The organism is Leclercia adecarboxylata (assembly GCF_023639785.1).
Classification (GTDB): domain Bacteria; phylum Pseudomonadota; class Gammaproteobacteria; order Enterobacterales; family Enterobacteriaceae; genus Enterobacter; species Enterobacter adecarboxylatus_D.
Genome location: NZ_CP098325.1, coordinates 81377 through 98284, shown reverse-complemented (window position 1 = coordinate 98284; position 16908 = coordinate 81377). Strand labels below are relative to the sequence as shown.

At 56.6% G+C, this 16908-nt stretch carries 15 protein-coding genes; 11 read left to right on the top strand and 4 right to left on the bottom strand.

The features are described 5' to 3' along the window. Positions 1-4: 4 nt before the first annotated feature. The 3 genes from coaBC (at position 5) to slmA (ending at position 2365) form a co-directional block, all read left to right on the top strand. Complete coding sequence (gene coaBC / locus NB069_RS00480) at positions 5-1216, top strand: bifunctional phosphopantothenoylcysteine decarboxylase/phosphopantothenate--cysteine ligase CoaBC (RefSeq protein WP_250589562.1); 1212 nt, start codon at positions 5-7, stop codon at positions 1214-1216. After that, the gene (dut, locus tag NB069_RS00475; RefSeq protein ID WP_139563925.1) at positions 1194-1652 is read left to right on the top strand and encodes a dUTP diphosphatase; all 459 of its coding nucleotides are present in this window, start codon (positions 1194-1196) and stop codon (positions 1650-1652) included. Before coaBC ends, dut begins: the two co-directional genes overlap by 23 nt. Before the next feature lie 116 nt (positions 1653-1768). Further along, positions 1769-2365 (top strand): nucleoid occlusion factor SlmA, encoded by a 597-nt coding sequence (slmA, locus tag NB069_RS00470; RefSeq protein ID WP_039030169.1) that lies wholly within the window; start codon positions 1769-1771, stop codon positions 2363-2365. A 50-nt stretch (positions 2366-2415) separates the two neighbouring features. Here slmA and pyrE read toward each other — a convergent pair whose 3' ends face one another. Both pyrE and rph read right to left on the bottom strand, forming a co-directional pair. Then, positions 2416-3057 carry an orotate phosphoribosyltransferase gene (gene pyrE, locus NB069_RS00465; protein ID WP_250586876.1) on the bottom strand — a complete coding sequence of 214 codons (642 nt, stop codon included), beginning with the start codon at positions 3055-3057 and terminating at the stop codon, positions 2416-2418. Between the two features lie 71 nt (positions 3058-3128). Then, positions 3129-3845 carry a ribonuclease PH gene (gene rph, locus NB069_RS00460; protein WP_250586874.1) on the bottom strand — a complete coding sequence of 239 codons (717 nt, stop codon included), beginning with the start codon at positions 3843-3845 and terminating at the stop codon, positions 3129-3131. A gap of 125 nt (positions 3846-3970) precedes the next feature. Here rph and NB069_RS00455 point away from each other — a divergent pair, with 125 nt between their 5' ends. From NB069_RS00455 to NB069_RS00445, 3 genes are all read left to right on the top strand, one after another. Next, positions 3971-4834, top strand: a complete 864-nt coding sequence (locus NB069_RS00455) for a YicC/YloC family endoribonuclease (protein WP_250586872.1) — start codon at positions 3971-3973, stop codon at positions 4832-4834. Between the two features lie 172 nt (positions 4835-5006). Continuing rightward, complete coding sequence (locus tag NB069_RS00450; protein WP_250586870.1) at positions 5007-6944, top strand: acyltransferase family protein; 1938 nt, start codon at positions 5007-5009, stop codon at positions 6942-6944. A gap of 166 nt (positions 6945-7110) precedes the next feature. After that, entirely contained in the window at positions 7111-7728 is a 618-nt protein-coding gene (locus NB069_RS00445; RefSeq protein WP_250586869.1) for a trimeric intracellular cation channel family protein, read from the top strand. On the opposite strand, the gene ligB is transcribed toward NB069_RS00445, so the two are convergent. Then, on the bottom strand, positions 7725-9353 hold the full coding sequence (gene ligB / locus NB069_RS00440) for an NAD-dependent DNA ligase LigB (RefSeq protein WP_250586868.1): 1629 nt from the start codon (positions 9351-9353) through the stop codon (positions 7725-7727). The two genes, NB069_RS00445 and ligB, sit on opposite strands and share 4 nt — an antisense overlap. Positions 9354-9646: 293 nt before the next feature. Here ligB and gmk point away from each other — a divergent pair, with 293 nt between their 5' ends. From gmk to recG, 5 genes are read left to right on the top strand one after another with little or no spacing between them, the layout of a single operon-like run. Beyond that, positions 9647-10270, top strand: a complete 624-nt coding sequence (gene gmk / locus NB069_RS00435) for a guanylate kinase (RefSeq protein WP_142487723.1) — start codon at positions 9647-9649, stop codon at positions 10268-10270. A gap of 54 nt (positions 10271-10324) precedes the next feature. Then, positions 10325-10600, top strand: coding sequence for a DNA-directed RNA polymerase subunit omega (rpoZ, locus tag NB069_RS00430; protein WP_039030179.1), 276 nt, complete (start codon positions 10325-10327; stop codon positions 10598-10600). A 19-nt stretch (positions 10601-10619) separates the two neighbouring features. Then, positions 10620-12731 carry a bifunctional GTP diphosphokinase/guanosine-3',5'-bis pyrophosphate 3'-pyrophosphohydrolase gene (gene spoT / locus NB069_RS00425; RefSeq protein WP_250586867.1) on the top strand — a complete coding sequence of 704 codons (2112 nt, stop codon included), beginning with the start codon at positions 10620-10622 and terminating at the stop codon, positions 12729-12731. Positions 12732-12735: 4 nt separating this feature from the next. Then, on the top strand, positions 12736-13425 hold the full coding sequence (gene trmH / locus NB069_RS00420) for a tRNA (guanosine(18)-2'-O)-methyltransferase TrmH (protein ID WP_250586866.1): 690 nt from the start codon (positions 12736-12738) through the stop codon (positions 13423-13425). Positions 13426-13428: 3 nt separating this feature from the next. Then, positions 13429-15507: an ATP-dependent DNA helicase RecG gene (gene recG, locus NB069_RS00415; protein ID WP_250586864.1), complete on the top strand. Its 2079-nt coding sequence runs from the start codon at positions 13429-13431 to the stop codon at positions 15505-15507. Here the strand turns inward: recG and gltS are convergent, their stop codons facing one another. Then, positions 15508-16710 carry a sodium/glutamate symporter gene (gene gltS, locus NB069_RS00410; protein WP_250586862.1) on the bottom strand — a complete coding sequence of 401 codons (1203 nt, stop codon included), beginning with the start codon at positions 16708-16710 and terminating at the stop codon, positions 15508-15510. It lies immediately after the preceding gene. Positions 16711-16908: the final 198 nt, after the last annotated feature.

Sequence of the window (16908 nt, the reverse complement as noted above, 5' to 3'; positions counted from 1 at the left end):
CATGATGAGCCTGGCCGGTAAAAAAATCGTTCTTGGCGTAAGCGGCGGCATTGCAGCCTACAAAGCGCCAGAACTGGTGCGCCGTTTACGCGAGCGCGGGGCGGACGTACGGGTGGCAATAACCGAAGGGGGCAAAGCGTTTATTACGCCAATGAGCCTGCAGGCGGTTTCAGGCTACCCGGTATCGGACAGCCTGCTCGATCCCGCAGCAGAGGCTGCAATGGGCCATATCGAGTTGGGTAAGTGGGCCGATTTAGTCATCCTCGCCCCGGCCACCGCCGATCTCATCGCCCGCGTCGCCGCCGGCATGGCCAACGACCTGGTTTCAACTATCTGCCTGGCCACACCTGCGCCTGTCGCCGTGGTGCCAGCCATGAACCAGCAGATGTACCGTAACGCGGCAACCCAGCATAACCTGGCGACTCTCGCCTCTCGCGGCCTGCTGATTTGGGGGCCGGACAGCGGCAGCCAGGCCTGCGGGGACATCGGCCCGGGCCGCATGCTGGATCCGCTGGCAATTGTGGATCTGGCCGCCAACCATTTTTCACCTGTCAACGATCTGCAACATCTCAACATCATGATTACTGCGGGTCCGACGCGTGAACCGCTGGATCCGGTGCGCTATATCACTAACCAAAGCTCCGGCAAGATGGGCTTTGCGATCGCCGCCGCCGCCGCACTGCGCGGGGCAAAGGTTACGCTGGTGAGCGGTCCGGTGTCGCTGGCAACGCCGCCGGGCGTACAGCGCATCGACGTCACCACCGCGCTGGAAATGGAAGCCGCGGTGCAGACCCACGCGCAGCAACAGCAAATTTTTATTGGCTGTGCCGCCGTGGCGGACTATCGCGCTGCCGCCATAGCGGATGAGAAAATCAAAAAGCAAGGCGATGAAATCACACTGAAAATGGTGAAGAATCCCGATATTGTTGCCGGGGTTGCCGCACTAAAAGATCGTCGCCCTTACGTCGTTGGGTTTGCCGCTGAAACGAATAATGTGGAAGAATATGCCCGGCAAAAACGTACCCGCAAAAACCTCGATTTGATTTGCGCGAACGACGTATCGCTGGCCTCACAAGGATTCAACAGCGACAGCAACGCACTGCACCTTTTCTGGCAGGATGGAGATAAAGTCTTACCGCTTGAGCGCAAGGAACTCCTGGGCCAACAATTACTGGACGAGATCGTTACCCGTTATGATGAAAAAAATCGACGTTAAGATTCTGGACCCGCGTGTTGGTCAGCAATTTCCACTGCCGACCTATGCCACTTCCGGCTCTGCCGGTCTTGACCTGCGTGCCTGCCTCGACGACGCCGTAGAGCTGGCTCCGGGCGCCACCACGCTGCTGCCGACCGGCCTTGCGATCCATATTGCCGATGCCTCTCTGGCAGCGGTGATCCTGCCGCGTTCCGGCCTGGGCCATAAGCATGGTATCGTGCTGGGCAACCTGGTGGGGCTTATCGATTCTGATTATCAGGGTCAGCTGATGGTTTCTGTCTGGAACCGTGGCCAGGACAGCTTCACCATTCAGCCCGGCGAGCGTGTCGCCCAGATGGTGTTCGTTCCGGTGGTACAGGCTGAATTTAATCTGGTAGAAGACTTTGACGCGACCGATCGCGGCGAAGGCGGCTTTGGCCATTCCGGGCGTAAATAAACCCGGCTATACGCATTCCACAACGTATAACGTAATAACAAACCGCAAACACCTGTTTGCGGTCGTTGTGTGGATGTCAGCCTGACAAGTGATTATTTTCAGGGGTATTTTGTAACATGGCAGAAAAACAAACAGCGAAAAGGAATCGTCGCGAAGAAATACTTCAATCTCTGGCTCTGATGCTTGAATCCAGCGATGGTAGTCAACGCATCACCACCGCGAAACTGGCCGCCTCAGTGGGCGTGTCGGAAGCGGCGCTTTACCGTCATTTCCCCAGCAAAACGCGAATGTTCGACAGCCTGATCGAGTTTATCGAAGATAGCCTGATCACGCGTATCAACCTGATCCTGAAGGATGAAAAAGACACCACCGCACGGCTGCGTCTGATTGTTCTGCTGATCCTTGGTTTCGGCGAGCGCAATCCGGGTTTAACCCGTATCCTGACCGGCCACGCGCTGATGTTTGAACAGGACAGACTGCAGGGGCGCATTAACCAGCTTTTCGAACGTATTGAAGCTCAGCTGCGCCAGGTATTACGCGAAAAGAAAATGCGTGAAGGCGAAGGTTTTAGTACAGATGAATCGCTGCTTGCCGGACAGGTACTGGCATTCTGTGAAGGGATGCTCTCCCGCTTTGTACGCAGTGAGTTCAAATATCGCCCGACGGACGATTTCGATGCTCGCTGGCCGTTAGTCGCCGCGCAGTTGCAGTAGCGAAATCAGTATGGCAGGCCCGGTAAGCGCAGCGCTACCGGGCAATTAACTCAGACGCCGAACGCTTCGCGATACGCACGTACCGCCACCAGGCTGTCGGCCATCTCCGGCTTCTCTTCCAGATAGGCAATCAGGTCTTTCAGGGTGATGATTGAAGTCACTTTGCAGCGGTAGTCGCGCTCCACTTCCTGGATAGCGGAGATGTCGCCACGTCCGCGCTCCTGGCGGTCCAGCGAGATCAGCACGCCCGCAAGCGTGGCACTGTTCGCCTGAATAATCTCCATAGATTCGCGAATAGCGGTGCCTGCGGTGATGACATCGTCCACCAGCATCACACGGCCCTGCAGCGCGCTGCCGACCAGGTTACCGCCCTCACCGTGGGTTTTGGCCTCTTTACGGTTAAAGCAATACGGCACATCGCGATCGTGATGCTCCGCCAGCGCCACGGCAGTGGTGGTCGCAATCGGGATGCCCTTATACGCCGGGCCAAAGAGCAGGTCGAACTCAATGCCGGAATCCACCAGCGCTTCAGCATAGAAGCGGCCTAACAGTGCCAGATCGCGCCCGGTATTAAACAGCCCGGCGTTAAAGAAATAGGGGCTTTTGCGCCCGGATTTCAGCGTGAATTCGCCAAACTTGAGTACCTGCTTGCTAAGCGCAAACTCAATAAACTGGCGCTGATACGGTTTCATGGATTCGCTCCTCATCTTACTTTTGCTTTTTTACGGACAAAAAAAAGGCGACTCATCAGTCGCCTTTAAAATCAATTTTCTAACGCCGCCTTCTGCGTCGTTACGATAGATTCGATTCCCCCTCGGGCTAACGCCAGCAGGGCGAGCAGCTCTTCGTGGGTAAAGGGCTCACCTTCTGCGGTGCCCTGAACCTCAATGATACGGCCGTCTTCGGTCATCACCACGTTCATGTCGGTTTCTGCCGCCGAGTCTTCAACGTACTCCAGATCGCAGAGCGCTTCGCCATTAACGATACCCACAGACACCGCCGCGACCATGCCCTTCATTGGGTTCACTTTCAGCTTACCGGCTGCAACCAGTTTGTTCAGAGCATCGGCCAGCGCCACGCAGGCACCGGTAATAGAGGCCGTTCGGGTGCCGCCGTCCGCCTGAATCACGTCGCAGTCCAGGGTAATGGTGAACTCGCCCAGGGTTTTCAGATCCACCGCAGCGCGCAGCGCACGCGCGATCAGTCGCTGGATCTCCATGGTACGACCGCCCTGCTTACCCTTCGCCGCTTCGCGGGCGTTACGGGTGTGGGTGGAGCGTGGCAGCATGCCGTATTCGGCAGTGATCCAGCCCTGACCCTGGCCTTTCAGGAAGCGCGGCACGCCCTCTTCGATGGAGGCAGTGCACAGCACTTTGGTGTCACCAAATTCAACCAGCACGGAACCTTCAGCGTGTTTTGTATAGTTACGGGTCAGGGTAACGGGGCGCACCTGATTAGCGCTACGGCCTGATGGACGCATAGTAAGATCTCCGGCTTGAAACGAATGTGGCTGCGCATTATACGGATTAAACGCGCTTATTCCTATCCTGAGAAAGCCCCGAAAGCTATAATCCCCCCATCTCTCATTTGAAAACGGAAATGTCTATGATCCGCAGTATGACCGCCTACGCCCGCCGTGAAATCAAGGGTAGCTGGGGCAGCGCGACCTGGGAAATGCGCTCGGTAAACCAACGCTATCTTGAAACCTATTTCCGTATGCCAGAGCAGTTCCGCAGCCTTGAGCCTGTGGTGCGAGAGCGTATTCGCGCTCGCCTGACCCGCGGAAAAATTGAGTGCAACCTGCGTTTTGAGCCTGATGCCAGTGCGCAAGGAGAGCTGATCCTGAACGAGAAGCTGGCTAAACAGCTGGTGAACGCGGCTAACTGGGTCAAAATGCAGAGTGACGAAGGCGAAATCAACCCGGTGGATATTCTGCGCTGGCCTGGCGTGATGGCCGCAGGCGAACAGGATCTGGACGCTATTACCGCCGAGATCCTCGCCGCACTGGACAGCACGCTGGACGATTTCATCGTGGCCCGTGAAACTGAAGGTCAGGCCCTGAAAGCACTTATCGAGCAGCGTCTGGAAGGCGTGAGCGGCGAAGTGGCGAAAGTCCGTTCCCATATGCCTGAGATCCTGCAGTGGCAGCGCGAGCGTCTGGTCGCCAAACTGGAAGATGCCGAAGTCCAGCTGGAAAATAACCGCCTCGAGCAGGAGCTGGTGCTGATGGCCCAGCGTATCGATGTGGCGGAAGAGCTTGACCGTCTGGAAGCGCACGTCAAAGAGACCTACAACATTCTCAAGAAGAAAGAAGCCGTTGGCCGTCGCCTCGACTTTATGATGCAGGAGTTCAACCGCGAGTCGAACACCCTGGCGTCTAAATCAATCAACGCCGAAGTCACTAACTCTGCGATTGAACTGAAAGTGTTGATTGAACAAATGCGTGAGCAGATTCAGAACATCGAATAAAGATTTGCACGCGTGATTTCTTATTAATGGTCCCGCTAAGGGACCATTGTCAATTAATGGCTTAAGTATGTCCTGAATCCCACCAACGCATCAGAACATAAGAACTCCTTTTCTGTTTTTGCTAGAATGCACCCCGCATTGATTATTCTGTTCTTTCCTCTCAGGAAACATAATGGCAAACATCAACTTATCTTTAGAGGAAGCCTCAAGCCTCTCAGTTGACCGGGATTTCCGGCAGGACATTAACCTGCTGCGCGGAATAGCCATTCTTTCTGTCGTGTTTTACCATTTTACCGCTACGCTGCTGCCCGGCGGCTTCGCAGGCGTAGATGTGTTTTTCGTTATTTCCGGCTTTTTGATGACAAAAATCATCGCCACCGGACTGGAACGAAACAGCTTTAAACTTCTTCAGTTTTATGCCGCACGCTGTAAAAGAATAATTCCCGCGCTGCTGGCAATGTGCCTGATTGTTGCCGCAATAACTTTTTTCTGGTTACCGACAAATGAGTATAAGAAGCTCGGAAACTATATTGGCTATGCCGCCTTATTTATTTCCAATCTGAAACTTAACAAAGAGTCCGGGGATTATTTTGCTCCCGACTCCCATGAAAACTGGTTTTTACACACCTGGTCATTGTCCGTTGAATGGCAATTTTACCTGGTATTGCCCTTCATTATGATGGCGCTCTATCCTCTGCGAAAGAAGCTGAACACCGGCTTATGCCTGACGGTGCTTACTATCGCGGCGTTTATCGTGAGTATTACGCATACGCCCACTAATGCGGCGACCAGTTTCTACCTGATGCCTTATCGCGCCTGGGAGATGCTCTGCGGTGGACTGGTGTGGTATGCCGCTCAGCGCTTTGTTATGCCGCTCATGCTTCGTCCGGTTGCGGCAATTACGGGTTACGCGCTGATCATGCTGTCCCTCTTTTTCATTACCGCTGACCAGGCCTGGCCTGGCCCCCTGACCCTGTTGCCCGTCGCGGGCGCGATGCTGGTGATCTACAGTGACTACCAGCCGCTGGTGAGCCTGTTTGATCGCAATTTTCGTTGGGCGGGGCTGAGTTCATATTCCGTCTATTTATGGCACTGGCCTGTTGCGGTATTCCTGCTCTACTGCGGAAAGCAGCACAACGGGCTTTGGGTCATGAGCGCGATTGCACTCTCCTTTGCCGTCGGCTGGCTGTCATGGGTGCTGATTGAGCAACCCGGCAAAAATTACCTTAGCGAGCGTTCAACACGTGCCTTCTGGTTGATCCTGTTTGCCTGCGTGGGTGCCGCATGGTTGTTCAGTTATCTGGTGAAAAACCAGATCGTTGTCAGCCAGCCCGACCCGATAGTGAACAACATCGCGCTGGAAGCCACCAACAAAAACTATGCTGCCAACCCTAAAACGCACCTGAGCACATACGGTACAGGCCAGCCTGTGGCCATTATCATCGGGGACAGCCATGCGGAAGCCACCGCGACCGCGCTGGCAGAAGCTGCGCAAGGCAAGGGATCGGTTGTCGGTATCACCTATTCTGGCTGTCCGACTCTGGCGGCAGGTGAGCTGAGTGAGAACAACCGATGCGGGGCGTTTAACCGCTCTCTCCCTTCACGGCTGAAGGACTATCCGTCTGGCGTACCGGTGGTGATCGTTAATCGCCTCACGCACTATGCCGAAAAGCAACTGGTCAACTTTGGTACCGGACAGCAAAACAAGCAGGACTACCTGCGTCTGTATTCGGATGCGATAGTGGATATGGCATGCTCACTTAACAGCACGCGTCCCGTTTATCTGGTCAACCCCATCCCGGAAATGGCGCAGAATGTTCCCCGTACGTTATCGCATCGCCTGATGACCGGCAGAACCACGCACGATTTATCAGTACCGGTCGCGACTTACGCTAAACAAAATGCGGTCATTCTGCAGGCCCAGGCGCGTGCAGCTAAACAGTGTGGCGTTCAGGTGCTTGATCCCACCGCCTGGCTCTGCACTGCGGGCCGCTGTATGGGCAGCAAAAATTTACAGCCGTGGTATTTCGACGATAACCACCTCAGTGAAACCGGTAATAAAGTACTGGTGCCGATGTTCCGCCAGGTATTTACCCGCCATAATAGTTAAAGACTAAATAAATCTAATGCGATATCTGGATCAAAAACCCAAAATTGCCCTATTTAAGCCAAATTGCCATTAGCTAAACTAAGGCATAACCGCTCGCACAAGAAAATCTAAATCGTGAGCCAGAGCACAAAACGTTACCCTTACGGCCTTAACTCTGGGGGGTAACATGCTGCTGCATATCCTGTATCTGATCGGTATCACCGCTGAAGCCATGACCGGCGCCCTGGCTGCCGGACGTCGACGTATGGATACCTTTGGCGTCATTATCATTGCCACCGCCACGGCGCTGGGCGGCGGATCTGTCCGGGATATCCTGCTGGGCCACTATCCTCTCGGTTGGGTACAACACCCTGAATATGTGATTATCGTGGCCGTCGCCGCCGTGCTGACGACCATTGCCGCCCCGGTTATGCCCCATCTGCGCCGTCTGTTTCTGGTGCTGGATGCCCTCGGCTTGATCGTGTTCTCCATTATTGGCGCCCAGGTCGCGCTGGATATGGGTCATGGCCCGGTCATTGCTACTATCGCGGCGGTGATCACCGGTGTATTTGGCGGCGTACTGCGCGATATGTTTTGTAAGCGCATCCCGCTGGTCTTTCAGAAAGAGCTCTACGCCGGGGTTTCGTTCGCCTCCGCCGTGCTGTACGTCGCGCTCCAGCATTACGTGAGCAATCAGGACGTAGTGATCATCTCCACGCTGTTATTTGGCTTTGCCGCCCGCTTGCTGGCACTGCGTTTAAAGCTGGGGTTACCCGTATTTTATTACACTCACGACAGCCACTAGAAACCCTGCACACCCTGCTCGCCCAGCCAGGACGTCAGGGCATTAACGGTGGGGTGATGCACAAATTCCACCAGCCTGCGCGCCTTTTCCGGGCCAACGCCAGGCACCTGCTGCCAGCCTAATGCATTTCTGCTCTGCAACTGCTGCCAGTCCCGATCGCTGAGCGCGCGCATGGCCATACGTGGCAGGGGAACGCCCAGCGCATCCAGCCAACGGGTAAAGGGCTGACGACGCACCAGGCTGAACTGATGCCAGAGCCGCAGGCCACGCTGCGCTGAAAGTCCGGGCGTATGCTGAAGTTGCTCCTGAGACAGCGCCAGCCATGAAAAGAGGTGTTCAAAATGGTGCGCCTGGTGCAGTAACTGCCAGCCCGCTTCACTCAGCCCTTCGATATTCAACGCTGACGACGAACTCAACCACGTCAGACGGGCCATAAACTGCCCATGACATTCCGGCGTGGCATAAAAACAGGTGAGCGGCGTAAAGCGTGTTTCGGGTGGCACGGGTTTGCGTCGGTCGCTCCCCCGCCAGACGACTTTATCGACGCGTGGTATCCCCTGCCCGGCCAGGCTGACCTGAACCTGATCCCCTGGCGCAATATCCAGTTCCTGCCAGCGCCTCACCGATCCCAGGTTGACGCGCTGCACCCTTTTGTCATCAAGCTGTACGGGCTCAAGCGTGGCGACCACCGCAACCCTGCCGGTACGCCCCAGGGTAAAGTTGATGGTCCGAACCTCAGCAACCCGCGCGACCGGCGCATATTTCCACGCCACGACCCAGTTGCCTTCACCGGGCTGCCAGCGGTTGCCTGCGGGCTCCTGCGCCGCGCGGTTCACGACCCCATCGGTTACAAAAGGCAACGCAGACGTAAGCCAGCGATCGCGTAATTTTTCAACCTCCTCAACGGAACTGACTTTGTGCGTCCACGTCCCGGTAAGAGTGAAGCCCGCCCGGGTTAACGCCTGCAGACGGTCGGGCATGGAGGCGGGGCCGTCCGGCCACGCCCAGATGAAGATACCGATGCGATCCAGCCCTGCGCCGGTATCGTGCCGCATCAATGCTCCGGCGACTTTTGCCCGCGCATTCATTCCCCCCATCTGCCGCTGGATATGGTTATCGCGCAGTAAGAAGAGCTCACCCTGCAACACGCTGTTGCCGAGCGGGCCTTTTACCTGCCCGGGCACCGAGGCGATACGTTTGACCTTCTCCGTCCAGTCTTCGCCTTGCAGGCCGTTACCCCGGCTTGTCGCCTGTACCAGTTGCCCCTGTCGATAAACCAGGGTTACTGCCACGCCGTCCACTTTCGGCTGGATCCACAGGTCGCGACGGGACAGCATCCACTGCCGGAGTGCCGCTTTATCGGCTATCTTTGGAACCCCGGTGTGGCTTACCGGGTGTTTAACCGTCCCCGCCGCCCCCGCCAGCGCCTCTGATGCCTGTTCATCGCCAAAGCAGCGCCGCCACTGCTTCAACCGCGCAGCCAGCTGGTCATATACGTCGTCATTCACGTCGCTGACGCCCTGCTGCCAGTACGCCTTATCCCAGCGGGCGAGCTGTGCACTAAGCCTGGCTATCTCCTGCTCTGCCTGCGTGGGCGACCACACCGGGCATACCGCCAGCCCCATACTGCTCCAGATCCACACCAGTACGCCAAAATATCGCCATATCGTTACACCCCCCTGTTTTTCAAAGGGTATACCGCGCTGTGCCGCCGCAGGCGAGACGCAAAAACCCACTTTACGAGGCAGCGTCAGAACTCAATTTCTGTTGCAGCAAATGCCGCAGAAAACCAGAAAAAGGCTCGCAAAAATCAACAAGAACGCGGAAAAAGTGTGACAAAGGCTACGTCACGCAGCGGCGACGTGTATAATAAGCCCGTATGTAGGACTTTCTTCGCTAACACATACAAAAGACTCTCATGGCTCAAGGCACGCTTTATATTGTTTCTGCCCCAAGTGGCGCGGGTAAATCCAGCCTGATTCAGGCGCTGTTAAAAACCCAACCGTTGTACGATACGCAGGTTTCTGTTTCTCACACCACGCGCGCGCCGCGTCCGGGTGAGGTACACGGTGAACACTATTTCTTTGTCGATCACGACGAATTCAGAACGATGATTGGCAGAGATGCGTTTCTTGAACACGCTGAAGTCTTCGGTAACTATTACGGCACCTCGCGTGAAACCATTGAGCAGGTATTATCGACCGGCGTAAACGTGTTCCTTGATATCGACTGGCAGGGCGCACAGCAGATCCGCAAGAAAATGCCTGATTCACGGAGCATATTTATTTTACCGCCATCGAAAGATGAGCTGGATCGCCGACTCCGTGGCCGCGGCCAGGATAGCGAAGAGGTTATCGCAAAACGTATGGCCCAGGCAGTTGCGGAAATGAGCCATTACGCCGAATATGATTACCTGATTGTGAATGATGATTTTGATGCCGCCCTGAGCGATCTCAAAACTATCCTTCGCGCCGAACGTCTGCGCATGAGCCGCCAGAAGCAGCGACATGACGCATTAATCACCAAACTGTTGGCAGACTGAACCCACATTCAGTATCATGCCCAGTCATTTCTTCATCTGTGGAGCATTTTAAGTATGGCACGCGTAACTGTTCAGGACGCTGTAGAGAAAATTGGTAACCGTTTTGACCTGGTGCTGGTCGCCGCGCGTCGCGCTCGTCAGATGCAGTCAGGCGGTAAAGATCCACTGGTACCGGAAGAAAACGATAAAACTACCGTTATCGCACTGCGCGAAATCGAAGAAGGCCTGATCAACAGCCAGATCCTCGATGTTCGTGAGCGCCAGGAGCAGCAAGAGCAGGAAGCCGCAGAACTGCAGGCCGTTACCGCCATTGCTGAAGGTCGTCGTTAATTAAACCTGCGGGTCGCCCTTGTATCTGTTTGAAAGCCTGAATCAACTGATTCAAACCTACCTGCCGGTAGACCAGATTAAACGTCTCCAGCAGGCGTATCTCGTTGCACGTGACGCTCACGAGGGCCAGACACGTTCAAGCGGTGAACCCTATATCACGCACCCGGTAGCGGTGGCCTGTATTCTGGCCGAGATGAAACTCGACTATGAAACGCTGATGGCCGCCCTGCTGCATGACGTGATCGAAGATACCCCTGCCACCTACCAGGATATGGAACAGCTGTTTGGCAAAAGCGTTGCCGAGCTGGTGGAAGGGGTCTCTAAGCTTGATAAGCTGAACTTCCGCGACAAGAAAGAGGCGCAAGCCGAAAACTTTCGCAAGATGATCATGGCGATGGTGCAGGATATCCGCGTCATTCTGATCAAACTCGCTGACCGTACCCACAATATGCGCACGCTGGGCTCTCTTCGCCCGGACAAACGTCGCCGCATTGCCCGTGAAACCCTCGAAATCTATAGCCCGCTGGCGCACCGTTTAGGTATTCATCACATTAAAACCGAGCTGGAAGAGCTGGGTTTTGAAGCGCTGTACCCGAACCGCTTCCGCGTGATTAAAGAGGTGGTGAAAGCCGCACGTGGCAATCGTAAAGAGATGATTCAGAAGATCCTCTCCGAAATCGAAGGACGTTTGCAGGAAGCCGGTATCCCCTGCCGCGTCAGCGGTCGCGAAAAGCATCTGTACTCCATCTACTGCAAAATGGTGCTCAAAGAGCAGCGTTTTCACTCGATCATGGATATCTACGCATTCCGCGTGATCGTCCACGACTCCGACACCTGCTATCGCGTGCTCGGTCAGATGCACAGCCTGTACAAACCGCGTCCAGGTCGGATGAAAGATTACATCGCCATTCCAAAAGCGAACGGCTATCAGTCTCTGCACACCTCGATGATCGGCCCGCACGGCGTGCCGGTTGAAGTGCAAATCCGTACCGAAGATATGGATCAGATGGCGGAGATGGGTGTTGCCGCGCACTGGGCTTACAAAGAGCACGGCGAAACCAGCACCACTGCGCAGATCCGCGCCCAGCGCTGGATGCAGAGCCTGCTGGAACTGCAGCAGAGCGCCGGAAGCTCGTTTGAATTTATCGAGAGCGTTAAATCCGATCTCTTCCCGGATGAGATTTACGTTTTCACACCAGAAGGGCGCATTGTCGAACTGCCTGCTGGTGCCACGCCGGTCGACTTCGCCTATGCCGTGCATACCGATATCGGTCATGCCTGCGTGGGGGCACGCGTCGACAGGCAGCCGTACCCGCTGTCACAGCCGTTGACCAGCGGCCAGACGGTAGAAATCATTACTGCACCTGGCGCACGTCCGAACGCGGCGTGGCTTAACTTTGTCGTGAGCTCGAAGGCTCGCGCCAAAATCCGCCAGTTGCTGAAAAACCTCAAACGCGACGACTCCGTTAGCCTGGGTCGCCGTCTGCTCAACCATGCGCTCGGCGGTAGCCGCAAGCTGGCAGAGATCCCGAAAGAGAACGTGCAGCGTGAAATCGAGCGTATGAAGCTTGCCACGCTTGACGATCTGCTGGCGGAGATCGGTCTTGGCAACGCCATGAGCGTCGTGGTGGCGAAGAACCTGCAGCAGGGCGAAACCTCTGTACCGCAGCCGTCGTCCGCCAGCCACGGGCATCTGCCGATCAAGGGCGCCGACGGCGTGCTGATCACCTTTGCCAAGTGCTGCCGACCTATCCCTGGCGACCCCATTATTGCCCACGTCAGCCCGGGTAAAGGCCTGGTTATCCATCACGAATCCTGTCGTAACATTCGCGGCTACCAGAAAGAGCCCGAGAAGTTTATGGCGGTCGAGTGGGATAAAGAGACCGAACAGGAATTTATCACCGAAATTAAGGTAGATATGTTCAACCACCAGGGCGCATTGGCGAACCTGACGGCGGCGATTAATACCGCCTCTTCTAATATTCACAGCCTGAATACCGAAGAGAAGGATGGCCGTGTGTACAGCGCCTTTATTCGTCTGACGGCGCGGGACCGCGTACATCTGGCGAATATCATGCGCAAAATCCGCGTGATGGCCGACGTCATTAAAGTCACCCGTAACCGAAACTAGCTTTATGAATGCAACGCGTTATGCACGCATCTGTGAGATGCTCGCCAGGCGTCAGCCCGATCTGACGGTCTGCATGGAGCAGGTCCATAAACCTCATAACGTTGCTGCTATCGTCCGTACCGCAGATGCCGTCGGTGTGCATGAAGTGCACGCCGTCTGGAAGGGGACGCGGATGCGTCCCATGGCTTCGGCTGCCGCAGGCAGCAACAGCTGGGTACAGGTTAAAGCCCACGACACCATTGGCGAAGCCATTTCGCATCTGAAAGGGCGCGGCATGCAGGTGCTGGCGACGCATCTTTCCGACAAAGCCGTCGATTTCCGTGAGATTGATTACACCCGCCCGACCTGCATTCTGATGGGTCAGGAAAAAACGGGGATCACCCAGGAAGCGTTAGATCTGGCGGATCGGGACATCATCATTCCCATGATCGGCATGGTGCAGTCCCTGAACGTCTCCGTAGCCTCGGCACTCATTCTGTATGAAGCCCAGCGTCAGCGGCAAAATGCCGGAATGTACCAGCGCGAAAACAGCATGCTGCCGGAAGAGGAACAGCAGCGCCTGCTGTTTGAAGGCGGTTATCCGGTGCTGGCCAGAGTGGCGAAGCAGAAAAAATTACCCTACCCCCACGTGAATCAGCAGGGCGAAATTGAAGCCGATGCGACGTGGTGGGCCACGATGCAGGCGGCGAAGTAAATCATGCAAGGCCGTCTGCTGGATGCTGTGCCGCTCAATTCCCTGACGGGCGTTGGCGCGGCCCAGAGCAGCAAACTGGCAAAAATTGGCCTGCATACCGTGCAGGATCTCCTCCTGCATCTCCCCCTGCGTTACGAAGACCGCACCCAGCTTTATCAGATCGGCGAACTCCTGCCTGGCATTTACGCCACCGTTGAAGGCGAAGTCCTGAACTGCAACATCACCTTCGGCGGCCGCCGGATGATGACCTGCCAGATCAGCGACGGCTCCGGCATTCTGACGATGCGCTTTTTTAACTTCAGCGCGGCAATGAAGAACAGTCTCGCTACCGGGCGCCGGGTGCTGGCCTACGGCGAAGCCAAACGCGGCAAATACGGCGCGGAGATGATCCACCCGGAGTACCGCGTACAGGGCGATCTCAGCACGCCGGAGCTACAGGAGACGCTGACCCCGGTCTACCCGACCACCGAAGGGGTTAAGCAGGCGACGCTGCGCAAGCTGACCGATCAGGCGCTGGAGCTGCTGGACACCTGCGCCATAGCGGAACTGCTGCCGCCCGAGCTGGCGCAAGGGATGATGAGCCTGCCTGACGCATTGCGTACCCTGCATCGCCCGCCGCCGACGCTGCAGCTAAGCGATTTAGAGAGCGGGCAGCATCCGGCACAGCGACGCCTCATCCTTGAAGAGTTACTGGCGCATAACCTGAGCATGCTGGCGTTACGCGCCGGTGCCCAGCGTTTTCACGCCCTGCCGCTCCCGGCCCGTAAAGATTTAAAAGATAAACTGCTGGCCTCGCTACCGTTTAAACCTACCGGAGCACAGGCCCGCGTGACCGCCGAGATCGAGCGCGATATGGCGCTGGACGTGCCGATGATGCGCCTGGTCCAGGGCGACGTGGGCTCGGGCAAAACGCTGGTGGCCGCCCTGGCCGCCCTGCGCGCCATTGCACACGGCAGACAGGTTGCGCTGATGGCGCCCACCGAACTGCTGGCCGAGCAGCACGCGAACAATTTCCGCAGCTGGTTTGCGCCGCTGGGCGTTGAAGTGGGCTGGCTGGCCGGAAAGCAAAAAGGCAAGGCGCGACAGGCGCAGCAGGAGGCGATTGCCAGCGGTCAGGTGCAGATGATTGTTGGTACTCATGCCATCTTCCAGGAGCAGGTGCAGTTTCACGGTCTGGCGCTGGTGATCATTGATGAGCAGCACCGGTTCGGCGTGCATCAGCGTCTGGCGCTGTGGGAGAAAGGGCTACAGCAGGGGTACCATCCGCACCAGCTGATCATGACCGCGACGCCGATCCCCCGCACCCTGGCGATGACCGCCTATGCCGATCTCGACACCTCCGTCATCGACGAACTGCCCCCGGGGCGTACGCCAGTGACCACTGTCGCTATCCCTGACACGCGCCGCAGCGATATTATCGATCGCGTGCGCAACGCCTGCCAGGAAGGCCGTCAGGCCTACTGGGTCTGCACATTGATTGAAGAGTCCGACCTGCTGGAAGCGCAGGCGGCAGAAGCCACCTGGGAAGAGTTAAAGCTGGCCCTGCCGGAGTTGAACGTCGGCCTGGTGCATGGCCGCATGAAGCCTGCCGAGAAACAGGCGGTGATGCAGGCCTTCAAGCAGGGCGAGCTGCATCTGCTGATCGCCACCACGGTAATTGAAGTGGGGGTGGACGTGCCTAACGCCAGCCTGATGATCATCGAAAACCCGGAGCGTCTGGGTCTGGCCCAGCTGCACCAGCTGCGTGGCCGCGTCGGACGTGGCGCGGTGGCCTCCCACTGCGTGCTGCTTTATAAAGCCCCGCTGTCGAAAACGGCACAGAAGCGCCTGCAGGTTTTGCGCGACAGCAACGACGGCTTTGTGATTGCGCAACAGGATCTGGAGATTCGTGGGCCGGGTGAGTTGCTCGGCACCCGTCAGACCGGTAATGCCGAATTTAAAGTGGCGGATTTACTGCGCGATCAGGGCATGATCCCTGAAGTTCAGCGTCTGGCACGCCATATTCATGAACGCTACCCCGAACAGGCGGCAGCGTTAATCGACCGCTGGATGCCAGAGACCGAGCGTTACTCGAACGCCTGATCAGCCGTAGATTGGCAACATCAGATAGAGCTTAATGACGATCGCGTTGACGATATCAATAAAGAACGCCCCCACCATCGGTACCACCAGAAACGCCATATGCGACGGGCCAAAGCGCTCGGTAATGGCCTGCATGTTGGCGATCGCCGTCGGCGTTGCCCCCATACCAAAGCCGCAGTGTCCTGCCGCCAGCACTGCCGCATCGTAGTTTTTGCCCATCAGTCGCCAGGTGACGAAGACAGCGTAGAGCGCCATAAACAGGGTCTGTACCCCCAGAATCGCCAGCATTGGCAGGGCCAGCGACGCCAGCTCCCACAGCTTGAGGCTCATCAGCGCCATCGCCAGGAACAGCGACAGGCAGACGTTACCCAGCACCGATACCGCCCGCTCAAAGACGCGATAAAAGCCCAGCAGTGAGAGACTGTTGCTGAGGATCACCCCGACAAAGAGCACGCAGACAAAGACCGGCAGCTCCAGCGCGGAACCCGCCAGCAATTGTGCAATCACTTTACCTGCCGTCAGGCAGATGGCGATCAGGGCAATGGTTTCAATCAGCACCAGAGAGGTGATCATGCGCCCAACGTCCGGCTTTTCAAAGGCAGACGGCGTGATCTCATCGTCCGGGCAGCCGTTCGGGGTGGTGGAGTGCTTCACCAGATAGCGCGCCACCGGGCCGCCAATCAGGCCGCCCAGCACCAGCCCGAAGGTGGCGCAAGCCATCGCCACTTCGGTGGCATTCTGGAAGCCGTAGCGTTCAATAAACAGCTTACTCCATGCCGCACCGGTACCGTGTCCGCCCGACAGGGTGATCGAACCGGCCAGCAGACCCATCAGCGGATCCAGCCCCAGCAGCGACGCCATACCGATGCCGATGGCGTTCTGCATCACCAGCAGCCCGACCACCACAATCAAGAACACCCCCAGCACTTTGCCGCCTGCCCGCAGGCTGGACAGGTTGGCGTTCAGGCCGATGGTGGCGAAAAAGGCCAGCATCAGCGGGTCTTTTAAGGTCATGTCAAAGTTGATTTCCCAACCCATGCTTTTTTTGAGCACCAGCAGCGCAATGGCGGCCAGCAATCCGCCCGCGACGGGCTCCGGGATGGTGTATTTTTTGAGAAAGGGGACGCTGTGAACCAGTTTACGGCCAAGCAGTAAAACAAGTGTTGCCGCAACGAGGGTCGACAATGTATCGAGATGAATCATAGTGGGCTCCTTTAAAGGCACGTGCTCCATCAACATGCGCGTTTTCCTGTAACGATTGCGCGTTATAACCACAATCGGGAGCAGGAGTGTAATGAACTTTGCCGCGTCGGGACAGAAAAAGGCGTATTTTGCAGTAGAATTTCTCTGCGTTTTTTGTTGGCAATCGTTTGCTTTTCTCATCCACTCGGCTAAAATGCC